The following is a 16,688-nucleotide window of genomic DNA, read 5'->3' as shown; positions in this document are numbered from 1 at the left end:
TTGAGCAGAGGGGTGCCGCGTCCCATGTCCACCGAAGATCCCACCTCCGCGCCTAGCGCCGCTCCCGCCGCCTGCCAGACCCGCATCTTCCTGGTGGTGGTGGACGAAACGGAAGAAATGACCGTCGCCCTGCACTACGCCGCCCGGCGGGCCCGCAGCACTGGCGGCCGCGTGGCCCTGATGCACTGCATCGAGCCGGGCGACTTCCAGCACTGGGCCGCGGTGGAGGACCTGATGCGCCAGGAACGGCGGGAGGAGGCGGAGCAGCTGCTGCAGCGCTTGGCCCGCGACGTGGTGGACATCTGCGGCTCCCCCCCGGCGATCTATCTGCGCGAGGGCGACACCCGCGACGAGCTGCTGGCCCTGATCGCGGAGGAACCCACCATCTCCATCCTGGTGCTGGCTGCCGGCACCGGCACCGCCGGGCCCGGCCCCCTCATCACCTATATCGTGGGCAAGATGTCCGGCACGCTGCGCATCCCCATCACCATCGTTCCCGGCTCGCTGAATGACCTGCAGCTGGATTTGATCACCTGAGGCGCGGCCGATATTCTTGCGTTTGCGATATGGGCGGGCGGCCTGTTTTAAAACTGTGACCAGGATTTTTAAAAGCGGTGATGGCGGTCATTCCGCTTTTGAAAATCCGATCTTTTAAAATCCGCCGGCGCTCGCAATCGCGGGCGCGGCCTCGCGTCGCCAGGGGCACTAATTCCGGCCATTTCCGAGGGTTTTCGCGGCTTGTTTTGCGGCCGTGCCAGTCCCGGCGCGGGGTCGCGCAGACCGGGTCTGTGACGGGACGCCTTGATATTGGCGGACAGTCGCCCCATTTTGGCTAAAATGCTGGTGCACATACGGCGCGCTGCCGTATTTTAAATCCGCATTTCCGTGTTGTCTTTCAAGGTTTTCCGAATGTTCATCCAGACCGAGGACACCCCCAATCCGGCCACCCTGAAGTTCATTCCGGGCCGGGAGGTGTTGGCGCGGGGAACGGCCGATTTCGCCGACCGGACGGCCGCCGACCGCTCTCCGCTGGCGCAAGCGCTGTTCGATGTCGACGGCGTGGAACGGGTCTTCCTGGGCGGTGATTTCGTCACCGTCACCAAGGGTGGGAGCCAGGATTGGTTCACGCTGAAGCCCCAGATCCTGGGCCGGATCATGGAACATTTCGCCGCCGAACGCCCCGTCCTGCTGGACGAAGCGGAAGACGGCCACAGCGAAGGCGAAGAAGAAGATTCCGAGATCATCACCCAGATCAAGGAATTGCTGGACACCCGCGTGCGTCCGGCCGTGGCGCAGGATGGTGGCGACATCACTTTCCACGGTTTCGACAAGGGCGTGGTCTACCTGACCATGAAGGGTTCGTGCGCGGGTTGCCCCAGCTCGACCGCGACATTGAAGGCCGGCATCGAAAACATGCTGCGTTACTACATTCCTGAGGTTGTCGAAGTGCGCGCTGCCCGCTAGTATGCGCGCCGCCCACCCCCCGGATCGGAACGGGGAGGATGTTTGGTGGGCGGCACCTGATGGGATTTGGGACCGACAGAGACGCGTCCCCCCGACGGTGTAAGTTGCCGTGCAGCCATGCCGGCCTGGAGAATGGCCCACATAGTGGCGGGCCCATTGGGTATGGCTGAACGGATTATCCCGGATTTGATTTCCGGCAGCACAAACGTCCCATGGACGCGTACCCCGATCGCCCTATGTCCCTGAGCTGTGGACGCGATCGATGGGGCGGGCGTCTGGACGTTCCTCGGTAACTGTTCGGAGCATTCATTAATGGCGAAGGTCGACACTGCGGGGATTCCCGCGCAGCGCTGGCTGGCTATTGGTTCCGTGCTCGTGATGGTTTTCGCGGTGTTCCCGTTAACCCTCGCTGAGCTGGCGTCCGGAAGCGGTCCGCTTCTGGCACCCACCGGTTTTATCATTCCCGTGACCCGCCCGGCCGCCCCGGCCGTGGCCCAGGTGCAGCAGCCCGTGACCGTCCAGCCCAAGCTGGACGCGCAGAATCTGCTGGCGCTGTTCAAGGAAAAGAATTTCACGCTGGACGAGGTGCGCACCGGCGAGCGTCCCGTGCCCCGCATCGTGCTGGCGGGCCTGCCCCGCGACCTGGGCAAGATGGACAGCGTGGATGACCGCAAGCAAATCTTCGTGAACACCATGCTGCCCCTGCTGCTGCTGGTGAATGAGGAGATCGAGCGGGACCGCGCCCGCCTGATGGCGCTGCGCGACAGCATGAAAGGCCTGCCCGCCGATGCCGCCGCCAAGGCGGCCGCGCCCGCCGCTCCGACCCCCGGCCCGACCCCCGGCCCGACTCCGGCCAATGCCCCCGTCGGCGGCACGGTGGTGACCGCCGCCGTTCATACCCCGGCCGCGGGTGTGACGCCCCACGATGCCGGCGACCCGGCCCAAACCGCCGCGACGCCGACCCCCGGCGCCGCCATGTCGCCGCTGGACCAGGTGTGGGTGGCGCGGCTGGCGGCCCGCTACGGCATGGATCCGGCCCGCAAGATCGACCTGGACGCCCTGCTGCGCCGGGTTGATGTGGTGCCGGTGTCCATGGCGCTGGCCCAGGCGGCCGAGGAAAGCGGCTGGGGCACCTCCCGCTTCGCCCAGCACGGCAACGCCCTGTTCGGCCAGCTGACCTGGTCGGAAGAGGAGAAGGAGGGCATCACCCCCCGCAACCGCCACCCCGGCGACACCTCGCGCTTCCGCAAGTTCGAGGATCTGCTGGAGTGCGTGCGCGTCTACATGCAGAACCTGAACACGCACGACGCCTACGCCCAGTTCCGCGCCACCCGCGCCAGCCTGCGCCGGCAGGGCAAGCCGCTGGACACCATGCTGCTGCTGAACACGCTGGATAAGTATTCCGAACTGGGCCCGGTCTATGTGAAGGCGGTGCGCTCCCTCATCCGCACCAACAACCTGCGCGATTTCGACCAGGCGGTTCTGCACAACGAGCCGCAACAGATCGTGGTGCAGGTGAAGCGGGCCAGCTGACGCGCCCACTTGCACGGGCCCGCCCGCTCTCTTGACGGTTTCTTGATTTTCCGGGCGCCGCGAAGCCGGCAGTCTTGCGGCGCCCCGGACCCCCCGGCATGCTTCGGGGTGCCCACCCGGACAATCACAGGCAGGAAACCGGATCCCATGAGCGAACCCTTGACCGAGGCAGGCAAGGACCTGCTGTTCCGTACCGCGCGCACCCAGAACGGCTGGATCGACAAGCCGGTGCCCGAGGCGCTGCTGCGCGAACTCTATGACCTGTTCAAATTCGGCCCCACCAGTGCCAACTGCAGCCCGGGCCGCATCGTCTTCGTGACCTCGGCCGAGGGCAAGGAACGGCTGAAGCCCGCCCTGTCCGGCAACAACACCGAAAAGACCATGAAGGCGCCGGTCACCGCCATCATCGGCCACGACCTGGCCTTCTATGACCAGCTGCCCCGGCTGTTCCCCCATGCCGACGCCCGGTCCTGGTTCACCAGCAGCGAGGAGCTGGCCCGCACCACGGCCTTCCGCAACGGCACCCTGCAGGGCGCCTACCTGATGCTGGCCGCCCGTTCCCTGGGATTGGACTGCGGCCCCATGTCCGGCTTCGACAACGCGAAGGTCGATGCCGAGTTCTTTCCCGACAGCACGGTGAAGTCCAACTTTCTGTGCAACATCGGCTACGGTGATCCGTCCAAGGTCTTCCCCCGCCTGCCGCGGCTGGAGTTCGAAGAAGCGTGCAACATCGTTTGAGGTTTGACCGGATGGCCTGGGCGGCTGGCTCGGGCCGTCACCCCCGGGCTGAAAGGCGGGGTCCCAGCGCGCCGTCGTCCACCAGCGGATAGCGTTGGGCGTCGGGTAGCTGGTAGTGCCACCACTCCGACATGTAGTGCGTCCACCCTGCCACGGCCATTATGCCCAGCAGCAGGGCGCGGTTGCGCTGGACCTCCGCCGGCACCGTGTCGTCGCTGTGGTAGGCACGGGGGCTCATGTCGTCGAAGCCCGTACCCATGTCCAGCGGCGTGCCGTCGCCTTGAGCCAGGGTGAGATCCACCGCCACGCCGCGCGTGTGGTTCGAGCCCTCGCGGGGGTCGGCGATGAATATCGGATCCGGCAGGGCCCCCCACAGCGCCCACTGCGCCTGCGGCGGGCGATAGGCATCAAAGATGCGTAGCCGCAGGCCCAGCGCGCCGGCGCGGATGACGGCCCGGGCCAGGCAGGCGGCGGCGGCCGGATGCAGCAGGCAGGTGGGCCGGCGATACAGAGGGCTTCCCGTCAGGTTGTCGGCCGTGGCATAGCGAAGATCCAGGTCGACGTCGAATCCCGTCCCTGGGGCGATGGTCATGAAATGCGGCTCGCCGTTGGGCGCCATGGTCGCGTGCTGCCTCGTCTTGGTATGTCTTGGGTTCGGGAACGTTCTAGGGAAACCGCCATATGGGCCAAACCAGCGCCAGCTCATCGGCCGACGCCTTCCTGCCGGGGCCCACGATAGCATTGGGCATCGATACCGCCACCAGCGTCTGCGCCGTGGCCCTGTGGCGGGTGGATCCCGCCACAGGGCAGTCCCGCGCCCTGGTGGCCAAGGCGGAGGCGCTGGCCCGGGGCCAGGCCGAGCGCCTGCTGCCCCTGGTCGAAGAGGTGCTGGCCGAGGCCGGACTGGATTACGCCGCCGTAGACCGCTACGGCGTCACCATTGGCCCTGGCGCCTTCACCGGCCTGCGCGTGGGCTTGGCGGCGGCGCGCGGCCTGGCGCTGGCCGCCGGCCGTCCGCTGATGGGCGTCACCGGCCTGCAGGCCTTCGCCCACGCCGCTGTTCATGGCCTGGGGCGCGCCGTGCCCGACCGCCGGCCCCTGCTGGTCGCCATCGACAGCCGGCGCGATGACGTCTACCTGCAGGCGTTCAGCGCTGCCGGCATGCCCCTGTCCGAACCGGAAGCGGTGCTACCGGCCGATGTGCCGGCCTTCGCCGCCCGCCTGGGGGATATGCCACTGCTGCTGGGCGACGCGGCGCCGTCGGTGGCGACGGTGTTGAGCAATGCCGGCTGTGACCATTTGGTGGCCACACTCTCCGCCGAGGGGCCGGCGCTGGCGGTGGCGCGCATGACGGCGCTGGCCATCCCGGCCGTGTTGGCCGCTCATCCGGCCAACCCCCTCTACATCCGGGCGCCCGATGTCACGGTGGCCCCGGGGAAACCGGCCTGATGGCGGCCGCCTGGCGGATCCGCCCCGCGCTGGCGGTCGAGGCCGAGGTGTTGGCGACGGTGCACGCCCTGTGCTTCGCCGATCCCGACGTGGCCGGATCGGCCTGGTCCGCCCAGGCCATTGCCGATCTCATGGGCCTGCCCGGCGTCGCCGCCCTGATCGCCCAGGATGAGCAGGAACCGCTGGGCATGGCCCTGATCCGCACCGTGGTCGACGAGGCCGAAATCCTGACCATCGGGGTTACCCCTCAGGCCCGGGGCCGGGGCCTTGGCGCCGCCCTGACCCGGGCCTGCGTCGATGCGGCCGCCACCGCTGGCGCCGCCGCACTTTATTTGGAAGTGGCGGAGACCAACGCGCCGGCTCGCCGTCTTTACGCCGCCACAGGCTTTGAACCTGTGGGCCGCCGGGCGAATTACTACCACCTGGGCGGCCAGCCGGTGGCGGCGCTGCTGCTGCGCCGCGCAGTGGTTGCCGATGCTGAGCGGTAAAGCCGCGCGTCCCGCCAAGGAAACAAAATAAGCGGGTGTATTTTACTTTGTTACACGTATACGATGTATGCCTTCCGGCTGGTCAATCCGCTCCGGTCCGCGCATCTCCACTGTATAGCCGTGCTCGGTCAATGACCTTGGAACGTTCTGAAGCGGCTCACCGCTGTTAAGCCGAATTTCCAGCGTTTCACCTGGCTTCAGCTTTTCCACCGCAAGCTTGGCTCTCACAAAGGTAATAGGGCAAACCTGCGTCGTTATATCCAAAAGACTGGGTATAGGCGTCTCGGTTATCAATCTGTCCTCACGCGATGGACTTGAACGTTATTGCCATGCCTATGGTTTAGACTTATACAAGTCAGGTACTGAATCCTTGGAGTAAGGAAAATGACCGGTCCGTCCGCGGCGAGTGAGTTGTTATCCCTGACCACGGAAATTGTTTCCGCCCACGTCTCCAATAATACAGTGCCCCCGGCCGACCTGACGGCGCTGATCGAACAGGTCTACAAGACCCTGACCAACATCGGGCAGGATCAGCCGGTGGCGGTGGAGAAGCCCCAGCCCGCCGTTCCGATCAAGCGGTCGGTCACGCCTGAATACATTGTGTGCCTTGAGGATGGAAAAAAGCTGAAAATGCTGAAGCGCCATCTGAAGACGGCCTACAACATGACGCCCGAGGAATACCGCGAGAAGTGGTCACTGCCGACGGATTACCCCATGGTGGCCCCGAACTACGCCAAGCAGCGCTCGCGCCTGGCCAAGGAAATCGGCCTGGGCACCCGGGCGCGCGGCGACGCCTGACACCCCCGCGCGGGCCTCGGCGCGGTCGGCTTGGCCTACTGGCCGAGCCGAAGCGCCGGATCGGGCCGGCCGCAGGGCAGGGCTGCGCCGCGACCGCCCCGCGTTCCTGCGGCTTCCAGAATGATCATGCTGGCCACCTCTCGGCCATGGGCGCGAACTGGGACCCGCGAGGATTGGGGATCGACCGCCCCCGACCCGTTTTCCAAGCGATGCCGCCAGTCGCGGCCCCCTCCACCATCGATTTCTGGCGTGCCGGACAGGCCCCGCCGCGACCCGAGTGCCGGGCGTTTCCGCAGCTTTGGCGAAACCGTGGGAATTGTTTCTTCGACCTAACAGACGCGTGAATCTTTCGTGACCCGGTGGGGTTCACCCGCATGAGTCGGTTGACCGCCCCGCGCCGCTTTGTGGTATGCCAATGTCGGAAGCGTCCTCCCGGGGGGTCGTAAGCCCGGCTTCGAACAGGCCAGGACTTCGAACGGGAACGCGTCACGCAAATCGCGACCGCCTCTGGCGCCGCTCAAGGACCGCGAACGAGAGCATGGCTGACATCACGATCGACGCTCTGACCTCTGGCGATCTTCGCATGGGGAGCCTGGAGGTCCGCCTCGCCGAAACCAAGGCTGAGGTCGAGGCCGCCCAGGCCATCCGCTACCAGGTCTTCTACGAAGAGATGGAAGCGCACCCGACGCCGGAGATGCTGCGCCTGCGCCGCGACTTCGATGATTTCGACCCGCTGTGCGACCACTTGCTGGTCATCGACCACGCCCGTGGGGCCGGGGCCGCCGGGGTGGTGGGGACTTACCGCCTGATCCGCCGCGCCGCCGCCGCCCGCGCCGGCTCCTTCTACTCCAGCGATGAATACGATATCGCGCGCCTGGAGGAATACCGGGGCGAGATCCTGGAACTGGGCCGCTCGTGCGTGGACGCCGCCTACCGCAGCCGGCACGCGATGCAGCTGCTGTGGCGCGGCATCGCGGCTTATGTCGCCGTGCACGACATACACCTGCTGTTCGGTTGCGCCAGCCTGCCCGGCACCGACCCCAAGGCGCTGGCCCTGCCGCTGTCCTACCTGCACTATCATCACCTGGCCCCGCCGGCCCTGCGCCCGGTGGCCCTGCCGCACCGCTACGTCGACATGCGGCTGATGGAAGAGCATGATGTGGACCCGCGCCGCGGCTTGGCCATGGTGCCGCCGCTGATCAAGGGCTACCTGCGTCTGGGCGGTTTCGTGGGCGATGGCGCCGTGGTTGACCATCAGTTCAATACCACCGACGTCTCCATCGTGGTGAAGACTGACATGATCACCGACAAGTACCTGCGCCATTACGAGCGGCGCGGCTCGTCCCTGATCTGATCCTGTCCGCTTCCCCAGCATCCGCAACCTCGTTCGGAGGAGGGCATACCATGGCGATCGGCTCCACCCGTGCCGGTTTCCTGCGCTTGGCCCTCTACATGGCGTGGACCTTCCTGTGCATTCCGGTGCAGGCGGCCCTGGTGTCGCTGAACCTGCCGGGGCAGGCGCGCTTCCCCCGGTTCTACCACCGGGTCTGTTGCCGGCTGATGCTGGCGCTGGACGTGGATGTGGTGGGTGAACCCTCCGTCGGCCGGCCGACGCTGTTCGTCTCCAATCATTCCTCCTACCTGGACATTCCGGTCCTGGGGTCCCTGATCGACTGCTCCTTCGTGGCCAAGTCCGAGGTGGGCTTGTGGCCCCTGTTCGGTTTGCTGGCCAAGCTGCAGCGTACCGTCTTCGTCAACCGCGCCAACAAGCGCGAGGCCGGGAAGCAGCGCGACGACATGGCGGGCCGCCTGATCGGGGGGGATAGCCTGGTGTTGTTCCCCGAGGGCACCAGCAGCGACGGCAACCGCGTCCTGCCGTTTAAGACCGCCCTATTCGCCGTGGCCAACACCCAGGTGGACGGCCATCCGGTGGCGGTGCAGCCAGTCAGCGTGACCTGCACCCACCTGGACGACCTGCCGCTGGGTCATGAGCTGCGCCCCTTGTACGCCTGGTATGGCGACATGGAGCTGCCGCCCCACCTGTGGCAGATGATCGGTGCCGGCCGCCTGCGCATCCGGGTGGAGTTCCACCCCGTGGTGTCGCTGGAGGACTTCTCCTCCCGCAAGGCCCTGGCCGATCATTGCTGGCAGGTGGTGGCCGCCGGTGTGGACCGCGCCGTGTCCGGGCGCTGGTCCCGGGCCCTGGCGCCCGCCCGCCCCGCATCATCCGCACCGGCGGGCATCACGCCGGAAGCGGCGACCGGGGCGGCCTGACCACCGACATGACGGAATCCGCCCCGCTTGCCGCCCAGGCCTGCCCAGGCCGAACCCCGCCTTGACTACTGCCCTCGGCCGCCTAATGTTACGGCCAGCGCGCCAGCCCGGGGCCGGCGCGCCTTTTCCTGTTCGTGCGGTGCCCGCGGCCGGTGATCCGGCGCGGCGAGGAGTTCGGTGTGGCGACGTCGCGTAAGAAGCTGTTCATCAAGACCTACGGCTGCCAGATGAACGTCTATGACAGCGGCCGCATGGCCGACGTTCTGGCGCCGCTGGGCTATGAACCGGCGGAGGAGGCGGAGGGGGCCGACATGGTCATCCTCAACACCTGCCACATCCGGGAAAAGGCGTCGGAGAAGGTTTATTCCGAACTGGGCCGGCTGCGCCTGCAGCAGCAGGAGAAGGCGGCGGCGGGCGAGCGTATGATCATCGCCGTGGCCGGCTGCGTCGCCCAGGCGGAGGGCGCCGAGATCATGGCCCGCGCCCCCCATGTCGACATGGTGTTCGGGCCGCAGACCTATCACCAGCTGCCGGAGATGGTGACCCGCGCCGTGCGCGGCGCCGGCGGCGTCATCAACACCGATTTCCCGGTGGAGAGCAAATTCGACCTGCTGCCTGGCGAGGGCGCCACGCCCCAGGGCCCGTCGGCCTTCGTCTCCGTCCAGGAAGGCTGCGACAAGTTCTGCACCTTCTGCGTCGTGCCCTACACGCGGGGCGCGGAATATTCCCGCTCCGCCGCGCAGATCCTGGAAGAGACGCGCCGCATGGTGGCCAACGGCACGGTGGAGATCACCCTGCTGGGCCAGAACGTCAACGCCTACCACGGCGAAGGGCCGGACGGCCGGACCTGGGGCCTGGGCCGGCTCATCCGCGAACTGGCGGAGATCGATGGGCTGCGGCGGATCCGCTACACCACCTCCCACCCCCGCGACATGGACGACGACCTGATCAGCGCCCACGGCCAGGTGCCACAGCTGATGCCCTTCGTCCATCTGCCGGTGCAAAGCGGGTCGGACCGTATCCTGGCGGCCATGAACCGCAAACACACGGCCGACGACTACCGCCGCATCGTCGACAAGCTGCGCGACGCCCGGCCGGGTCTGGCACTCAGCAGCGACTTCATCGTCGGCTTTCCTGGTGAGACGGCGGAGGATTTCGCCGCCACCCTGCGGCTGATCACCGACGTGACCTACGCCAGCGCCTATTCGTTCAAGTACAGCGCCCGCCCCGGTACCCCCGCCGCCGCCATGGCCGAGGGCCGCCTGACCGAGGACGACAAGTCGGCGCGGCTTGAGGCGGTGCAAAACCTGCTGGCCGAACAGCAACGCGCTTTCAACGCCGGCCTGCTGGGCACGGTGCAGGAGGTGCTGTTCGACCGCCGGGGCAAGCATGCCGGCCAATTGCTGGGCCGCAGTCCCTATATGCAGGCCGTCCACGCCACGGCACCCGACCGCCTGCTGGGCCAGGTGGTGCCCGTGCGCGTCACCGCGGTGTCGGCCAGCAGCTTGGGCGGCGAGGTCGTGACCACCGAAAGCGTGCATGGCGCGGCCCAGCAGGGCGCGGCCGCCCGCCCGCCCTTCATCAGCCCCGATATCAAGGCCAATCATCAGGAGATGACGGCGTGACCCAAGTGTCCGGAACGGACCAGCGTATCGATCTGCAGTTCGATGACAATCGCCTGCTGCCCCTGCTGTTCGGGGAACATGAGCAGTATCTTAGCCGGGTCGAGCGCCAGCTGGGCGTCAACCTGATCAGCCGCGGCAACTGCCTGACGATCACCGGACCCGAGGATGCCACCGGCGCCGCCCGCGCCGCCCTGGACGCCCTGTGGGAACGGCTCAAGCGCGGCATGCCCGTTGGCCCGGCCGAGGTCGATGCCGCCATGCGCATCGCCACTGGCGTAGACGCCGAAAGCCGGGGCCGGGCCTTGGCCTCGATCACCCGGCCGGAGGCGGTGCTGAAGACCCGCCGCCGCGACATCACCCCGCGCTCCCCCACCCAGGCGGCCTATCTGAAGGCGCTGGCGGAGAACGAACTGGTGTTCGGCCTGGGCCCTGCGGGCACGGGCAAGACCTATCTCGCTATGGCGCAGGCCGTGTCGCTGCTGATCACCGGCCGGGTGGACCGTATCGTCCTGTCCCGCCCGGCGGTTGAGGCGGGGGAAAAGCTGGGCTTCCTGCCTGGCGACATGCGCGAGAAGGTCGATCCCTATCTGCGGCCGCTCTACGACGCCCTGCACGATATGCTGCCGGCGGAGCAGGTGGCTAAGCGCCTGGTGTCGGGCGAGATCGAGGTGGCGCCCTTGGCCTTCATGCGTGGCCGCACCCTGGCCAACGCCTTCGTCGTGCTGGACGAGGCGCAGAACACCACGCCCATGCAGATGAAGATGTTCCTGACCCGCCTGGGCGAAGGCAGCCGCATGGCCATCACCGGCGACCTCAGCCAGGTGGACCTGCCCAGCGGCGTGAAGTCCGGCCTGCGCGAGGCGGTGGAGGTGCTGGAGGGTGTGGAGGGGGCGGCCTTCGTCCACTTCTCCGCCGCCGATGTGGTGCGGCACCCCCTGGTCGGCCGCATCGTCGACGCCTATGACCGCGCCGACGCCCGCAGGAAGCGCCTCGCCGACAAGGCCAAGGCACCGGTGGAAGCCGGAGAATGATCATGGGCATGGCTCGGGCCGACACCCTGGAGATCATCGTCGAGATCGAGGCTGGCGGCTGGGAAGCCAGCATTCCCGGCGTGGAGCATCTCGTGACCGCCGCCGCGCGCAAGGCCCTGGCCCGGGCGCTGGCGGTGGATGCCGACGCCCTGCCGGAAGGTGAGGGCGAGGTCTCCATCCTGCTGTCCGACAACGCCGCCGTGCGGGTGCTGAACCACCAGTACCGGGGGAAGGACAAGCCCACCAATGTCCTGTCCTTCCCCATGCTGGACCAGGACGACGACGAGGACGGGTTTGAGCTGCCGGAAGGGATGGAACGCCCGCCCTACCTGCTGGGCGACATCATCCTGGCGTATGAAACCTTGATGACGGAGGCGGCGGAACAGAACAAACCCGTCGCCAACCACTTGACCCACCTTGTGATCCATGGCGTGCTGCACTTATTGGGCTATGATCACATTGAGGACGCCGAGGCCGAGACCATGGAACGGCTGGAGACGGCGATCCTGGCGGACATGGGCATCGCCGATCCCTACCGGGACGGTGCCGGCCCCACCCGCGAAGACCCTCAGAGCGAAGAGACCACGCACTAACCGATGGCCGATCTTTCCGACAGTCGAACGCCCCGTGAAGACGGGGCCGAAGATCACGGGTCACTGACCCAGCAATTCCGGGGCTGGCTGCGGGCCGCCCTGGGCGGGCGCGTGGATCCCACGCTGCGCGACACCATTGAAGAGCTGATCGAGGAGAGCAGCGCGGACGAGACGTCCGTGGGCGGCAATGAGCGCACGCTGCTGGCCAACATCCTGAAGCTCCGGGGGCGCACCGTGGTCGACATCATGGTGCCGCGCGCCGATATCCTGGGCATCGAGGCGTCGATCAGCCTGCCCGACCTCATCCGCCGCTTTTCCGAGGACGCGCACTCGCGCATGCCGGTCTACCGCGAGACCTTGGACGACGTGATCGGCATGGTCCACATCAAGGACATTCTGGCGGTGGTGGCGGACCAGCGGCCCTTCGACCTGGAATCCATCGTGCGCGAGGTGCAGATCGTGGCACCCAGCATGCCGGTGCTGGACCTGCTGCTGCACATGCGCCAGGCGCACCAGCACATGGCCCTGGTGGTGGATGAGTTCGGCGGCATCGACGGTCTGGTGACCATCGAGGATCTGGTGGAGGAGATTGTCGGCGAGATTGAGGACGAACATGACGACGCGGTGCAGCCGCGCATCATGGAACGGCCCGACGGCACCCTGATCGCCGACGCTCGCCTGCCGCTGGAGGATTTCGAGGCGCGCGTCGGCGCCGTCCTGGATGACGAGGAGCGGGAGGAGGTCGATACCCTGGGCGGCCTGGTGTTCTCGCTGGCCGGCCGCATCCCGCGCCGGGGCGAAACGTTGGTCCATCCCTCGGGCATCGAGTTCGAGGTGGTGGACGCCGACCCCCGCCGCATCAAGCGGCTGCGCGTCCGCAATCTGCCCCAGGCGGCCGGCCAGGACATGCCGGTGGCGACCGGCTCCTGAACGTCCCGACGCTGCCCGTAATCGGAGACCATCTCTATCGTGAGCCTGCCTGACCGTCTGGCCCGCCTCGCCACCCGCATGCGCGGGAGCGGACGCTGGCGCCGCCTGGGTTTGGCCGCCCTGCTGGGTGGCCTCGCCACCCTGGCCATGCCGCCCGTCAACGCCGTGCCCGTGCTGTGGCTGGCCTTCCCCGGGCTGATCTGGCTGTTGGACGGGGTGGAGCGCCCGGCCGCCGCCTTCTGGACGGGCCTGGCGTTCGCCTTCGGCCATTTCGTGCTGAGCCTCTACTGGGTGGGCGAGGCGCTGCTGGTCTTCCCACGCTTCTGGGCCTTGCTGCCCTTCGCCGTGGCCGGCCTGCCCTTCCTGCTGGGCTTGTTCGTGGGTACGGGCACGTTGGTGTGGTGGGCGCTGGTGCGTCGCTTTCGGATCGGGGGTGTCGCCCGCTGCCTGCTGTTTGCGGTGCTGTGGACGGTGGTGGAGTATGTGCGCGGCCACGCCTTCACCGGTTTTCCCTGGAACCTCATGGGCTATGTCTGGGTGGGGCTGCCGGGGCCGGCGCAGGTGGGCTCGCTCATCGGCGTCTACGGCCTGTCGCTGCTGACGGTGCTGCCCGCCAGCCTGCCGGCGGTCCTGGCCGATGGCGGGCGGCGGCCCTGGACGGCGCCGGTGATGGGCCTGGGTCTAATCATCCTCATGACCATCTACGGCGTTGTGCGCGTGCCGGCGGGTGAGGCGCCGCTGGTGCCGGGTGTCATGCTGCGCCTGGTGCAGCCCAACATCGCCCAGACAGATAAGTGGAACGCGGATGCGGAACTGGATCATGTCCGCCTGCTGCTGGCGCTGTCACGCCAGCCGCAGCCGCCGGGCCAGGCGCCCGTCACCACCCTGGTCTGGCCGGAGACGGCCGTGCCCTATCTGCTGGAGGACGAGCCGGAGCTGCTGAAGGCCGTGGGCCAAGTGACGCCGCGCGGGGGCCTGACCCTGACGGGCAGCCTGCGCCTGACGCCAGCCGGCACACCCGGCGCGCAGGACGGCACCGACACCTACTGGAACAGCCTGGTGGTGGTGAACGATGAGGGCCAGGCGCTGGGCCATTACGACAAGGCCCACCTGGTGCCGTTCGGCGAATACACCCCCTTCCGCCGCTGGCTGCCCCTGCGCGCGGTGGCGCTGGTGTCGCCGGGCAACTCCATCCTGGGGTCGGGGCCGGGGCCCCGTACCCTGGACCTGCCCGGCCTGCCGCCGGCCAGCCCGCTGATCTGCTACGAGGTCATCTTCCCCGGCATGGTGACGGCGCAGGAGGCGGGGACCGGCCCCGGAGAAAACCAGAACGGAAAGGGGGATGCGACAAAGGATCGCCCCTCACCGGAACGTCCAAGGTGGTTGCTCAATGTCACCAACGACGCCTGGTTCGGCCGCACGGCCGGGCCGCATCAGCACCTGGCCATCGCCACCATGCGCGCCATCGAGGAAGGTTTGCCCCTGGTGCGCGCCGCCAATACCGGTATCTCCGCGGTGGTAGATCCCTATGGGCGCGAACTGGGTCATTTGGCATTGGGCTCCCGGGGAGTTCTGGACCTTCCGCTCCCGCAGTCTACGCCCTGGCCTACACCTTATGCCCGATGGGGTGATGGCCCCTTGGCCGCTTTACTCTTGGCTGTATTGGGCGTTATCTATTTTTTCACGCTTCGGATGTATCAGGGTAGGCAGTGCCCTTGAGATGTCCATGACCGGATGTCCGTAACCGGACGCCGAAGGGACCCGTGGCGGAGCCGTCGGGGTCAATGACCCCGCGATTGTCACCAGGACCAGGCGCCGGCTTGTGGTCGTATGGATCACGCCCCCATATGAGGTTGGCGGACCGAACAAGGGCTCGGGAGCGGGACGGTGGGATGCGGGCGGCGTGCCTTGACCACCCCTGAACGCTTGGCTTAGGGTCGTAATCGATCCGTAACGTGAGGATTTGGATCATGGAGAGTGTAATTGGGGCCCGCCGTTCCACCGGTGGGCGGCCTCGGATCGGAAAGCCCAACCCGATCGACGTTCACGTCGGCAGCCGCGTGCGCCTGCGCCGCACCCTGCTGGGCATGAGCCAGGAGAAGCTGGGCGAGGCCATTGGCCTGACCTTCCAGCAGGTGCAGAAGTACGAGCGCGGCGCCAACCGCATCGGCGCGTCTCGCCTGTTCGACCTGTCGCGCGTGCTGGACGTGCCGGTATCCTTCTTCTTCGACGACATGGCTGGCGACACGCCGAACGACGTCGTGGATGAGGCGCTGTCACCCGATATGGGCTTCGACGCCGACCCGATGGCCAAGCGTGAGACCCTGGAACTGGTCCGCGCCTACTATCGCATCTCCGATCCCGCCGTGCGCAAGCGCCTGTTCGAACTGACCAAGGCCGTCGCCAATTCCGGTGTGGAATCTGTGTCTGACGTGGCGTGATAGGGTCTGCCCCTTGACCGTTCTGTAGAAGCCTGCGAAAAAACGCCGCCTGGCTGCGAAAGCCCGGGCGGCGTTTTTTGTCGATATCACATCACTCCGCCGTAAATAGCCGTCGTTAATTTAGCCGAGGCGTCCCGTGGCCCAGTCCAATTACATCTTCACCAGCGAGTCCGTTTCCGAAGGTCACCCGGATAAGGTCTGCGATCAAATCTCCGATGGCGTGGTCGATCTCTTTCTGGCCCAGGACCCCTACGCCCGCGTGGCGTGCGAGACGCTGGCCACGACCAACCGCATCGTCATCGCCGGTGAGGTGCGCGGGCCCGAAGGCCTGCTGAAGGAGATCGAGGGCGTCGCCCGCGACACGGTGAAGGCCATCGGCTACGAGCAGGAAGGCTTCCACTGGCAGACGGCTGAGGTGCAGTGCTACCTGCACGCCCAGTCCGCCGACATCGCGGTCGGCGTCGACGCCGCCGGCAACAAGGACGAGGGTGCGGGCGACCAGGGCATCATGTTCGGCTACGCCTGCCGCGAGACCGACGACCTGATGCCGGCGCCCATCCACTATTCGCACCGCATCCTGAAGTCGCTGGCTGATGCGCGCCACGGCGGCGTATCGGCGCTGGGCCCCGATGCCAAGAGCCAGGTCAGCCTGCAGTACGTGGACGGCAAGCCCGTCCGTGCGACGTCGGTCGTCGTTTCCACCCAGCATGCCGATGGCCTGGACCAGGAAGCCGTGCGCGAGATCGTGCGCCCGCATGTGCTGAAGGTCCTGCCGGAAGGCTGGATGTGCGACGAGGCCCACTTCTACGTCAACCCGACCGGCCGCTTCGTCATAGGCGGCCCGGATGGCGACGCCGGCCTGACCGGCCGCAAGATCATCGTCGATACCTACGGCGGTGCCGCCCCGCACGGTGGCGGCGCGTTCTCCGGCAAGGACCCGACCAAGGTGGACCGCTCGGCAGCCTACGCCGCGCGCTATCTGGCCAAGAACGTGGTGGGCGCCGGCCTGGCCGACCGCTGCACCATCCAGCTCAGCTACGCCATCGGCGTCTCCCACCCGCTGTCGGTCTACATCGACACCGCCGGCACCGGCCGGGTGGATGAGGAAAAGCTGTCCGACGTGTTGCGCCAGCTGATGAACCTCAGCCCCCGCGGCATCCGCGAGCACCTGAAGCTGAACCGCCCCATCTACGCCCGCACGGCGGCCTACGGCCACTTCGGCCGCACGCCGGACGCCGACGGCGGCTTCTCTTGGGAGAAGCTGGACCTGGTGGACGAGCTGAAGCGCGCGTTCTAAGGTTCCACCGTCCTGACGCCCGGGGCC

Annotated in this window: 18 protein-coding genes; 16 read left to right on the top strand and 2 right to left on the bottom strand. The window is 67.3% G+C overall.

All coding sequences use genetic code 11. The features are described from left to right. Positions 1-24: 24 nt before the first annotated feature. The 4 genes from P5F91_RS07565 (at position 25) to P5F91_RS07550 (ending at position 3,735) form a co-directional block, all read left to right on the top strand. Positions 25-537 carry a universal stress protein gene (locus tag P5F91_RS07565; RefSeq protein ID WP_145610827.1) on the top strand — a complete coding sequence of 171 codons (513 nt, stop codon included), beginning with the start codon at positions 25-27 and terminating at the stop codon, positions 535-537. Positions 538-909: 372 nt separating this feature from the next. Then, the gene (locus tag P5F91_RS07560; RefSeq protein ID WP_004271492.1) at positions 910-1,464 is read left to right on the top strand and encodes a NifU family protein; all 555 of its coding nucleotides are present in this window, start codon (positions 910-912) and stop codon (positions 1,462-1,464) included. A gap of 465 nt (positions 1,465-1,929) precedes the next feature. Further along, complete coding sequence (locus P5F91_RS07555; protein ID WP_145610828.1) at positions 1,930-2,997, top strand: glucosaminidase domain-containing protein; 1,068 nt, start codon at positions 1,930-1,932, stop codon at positions 2,995-2,997. Positions 2,998-3,144: 147 nt separating this feature from the next. Further along, positions 3,145-3,735 (top strand): malonic semialdehyde reductase, encoded by a 591-nt coding sequence (locus P5F91_RS07550; protein WP_145610829.1) that lies wholly within the window; start codon positions 3,145-3,147, stop codon positions 3,733-3,735. Positions 3,736-3,772: 37 nt separating this feature from the next. Here the strand turns inward: P5F91_RS07550 and ddpX are convergent, their stop codons facing one another. Further along, positions 3,773-4,354, bottom strand: a complete 582-nt coding sequence (ddpX, locus tag P5F91_RS07545; protein WP_277906929.1) for a D-alanyl-D-alanine dipeptidase — start codon at positions 4,352-4,354, stop codon at positions 3,773-3,775. 62 nt (positions 4,355-4,416) lie between these two features. Here ddpX and tsaB point away from each other — a divergent pair, with 62 nt between their 5' ends. Both tsaB and P5F91_RS07535 read left to right on the top strand, forming a co-directional pair. Continuing rightward, positions 4,417-5,184: a tRNA (adenosine(37)-N6)-threonylcarbamoyltransferase complex dimerization subunit type 1 TsaB gene (gene tsaB / locus P5F91_RS07540; RefSeq protein WP_277906928.1), complete on the top strand. Its 768-nt coding sequence runs from the start codon at positions 4,417-4,419 to the stop codon at positions 5,182-5,184. After that, positions 5,184-5,672 (top strand): GNAT family N-acetyltransferase, encoded by a 489-nt coding sequence (locus P5F91_RS07535; protein WP_246134392.1) that lies wholly within the window; start codon positions 5,184-5,186, stop codon positions 5,670-5,672. The genes tsaB and P5F91_RS07535 overlap by 1 nt, the downstream gene beginning before the upstream one ends. Before the next feature lie 42 nt (positions 5,673-5,714). On the opposite strand, the gene P5F91_RS07530 is transcribed toward P5F91_RS07535, so the two are convergent. Next, positions 5,715-5,936 carry a sulfurtransferase TusA family protein gene (locus P5F91_RS07530; protein WP_277907863.1) on the bottom strand — a complete coding sequence of 74 codons (222 nt, stop codon included), beginning with the start codon at positions 5,934-5,936 and terminating at the stop codon, positions 5,715-5,717. 120 nt (positions 5,937-6,056) lie between these two features. On the opposite strand from P5F91_RS07530, the gene P5F91_RS07525 reads away from it, so the two are divergent. From P5F91_RS07525 to metK, 10 genes are all read left to right on the top strand, one after another. Then, complete coding sequence (locus P5F91_RS07525; protein ID WP_088870415.1) at positions 6,057-6,470, top strand: Ros/MucR family transcriptional regulator; 414 nt, start codon at positions 6,057-6,059, stop codon at positions 6,468-6,470. Between the two features lie 538 nt (positions 6,471-7,008). Then, positions 7,009-7,824, top strand: a complete 816-nt coding sequence (locus tag P5F91_RS07520; protein WP_145610832.1) for a GNAT family N-acetyltransferase — start codon at positions 7,009-7,011, stop codon at positions 7,822-7,824. Between the two features lie 50 nt (positions 7,825-7,874). Next, entirely contained in the window at positions 7,875-8,744 is an 870-nt protein-coding gene (locus P5F91_RS07515; RefSeq protein ID WP_145610833.1) for a lysophospholipid acyltransferase family protein, read from the top strand. 179 nt (positions 8,745-8,923) lie between these two features. Further along, positions 8,924-10,369 carry a tRNA (N6-isopentenyl adenosine(37)-C2)-methylthiotransferase MiaB gene (miaB, locus tag P5F91_RS07510; RefSeq protein ID WP_277906927.1) on the top strand — a complete coding sequence of 482 codons (1,446 nt, stop codon included), beginning with the start codon at positions 8,924-8,926 and terminating at the stop codon, positions 10,367-10,369. Between the two features lie 5 nt (positions 10,370-10,374). Further along, positions 10,375-11,400, top strand: coding sequence for a PhoH family protein (locus P5F91_RS07505; RefSeq protein WP_186454768.1), 1,026 nt, complete (start codon positions 10,375-10,377; stop codon positions 11,398-11,400). Further along, positions 11,397-11,993: an rRNA maturation RNase YbeY gene (gene ybeY / locus P5F91_RS07500; protein WP_145610834.1), complete on the top strand. Its 597-nt coding sequence runs from the start codon at positions 11,397-11,399 to the stop codon at positions 11,991-11,993. Before P5F91_RS07505 ends, ybeY begins: the two co-directional genes overlap by 4 nt. A 3-nt stretch (positions 11,994-11,996) precedes the next feature. After that, positions 11,997-12,923, top strand: coding sequence for a hemolysin family protein (locus P5F91_RS07495; RefSeq protein ID WP_145610835.1), 927 nt, complete (start codon positions 11,997-11,999; stop codon positions 12,921-12,923). Positions 12,924-12,962: 39 nt separating this feature from the next. Beyond that, on the top strand, positions 12,963-14,642 hold the full coding sequence (lnt, locus tag P5F91_RS07490; protein WP_145610836.1) for an apolipoprotein N-acyltransferase: 1,680 nt from the start codon (positions 12,963-12,965) through the stop codon (positions 14,640-14,642). Positions 14,643-14,893: 251 nt separating this feature from the next. Further along, positions 14,894-15,364, top strand: coding sequence for a helix-turn-helix domain-containing protein (locus tag P5F91_RS07485; protein ID WP_040844755.1), 471 nt, complete (start codon positions 14,894-14,896; stop codon positions 15,362-15,364). Between the two features lie 136 nt (positions 15,365-15,500). Beyond that, positions 15,501-16,661, top strand: coding sequence for a methionine adenosyltransferase (gene metK / locus P5F91_RS07480; RefSeq protein ID WP_277906925.1), 1,161 nt, complete (start codon positions 15,501-15,503; stop codon positions 16,659-16,661). Positions 16,662-16,688 lie beyond the last annotated feature (27 nt).

The sequence above is a fragment of the Nitrospirillum amazonense genome, assembly GCF_029594735.1.
Lineage (GTDB): Bacteria > Pseudomonadota > Alphaproteobacteria > Azospirillales > Azospirillaceae > Nitrospirillum > Nitrospirillum amazonense.
This window is presented reverse-complemented; position numbering and strand designations above follow the sequence as displayed.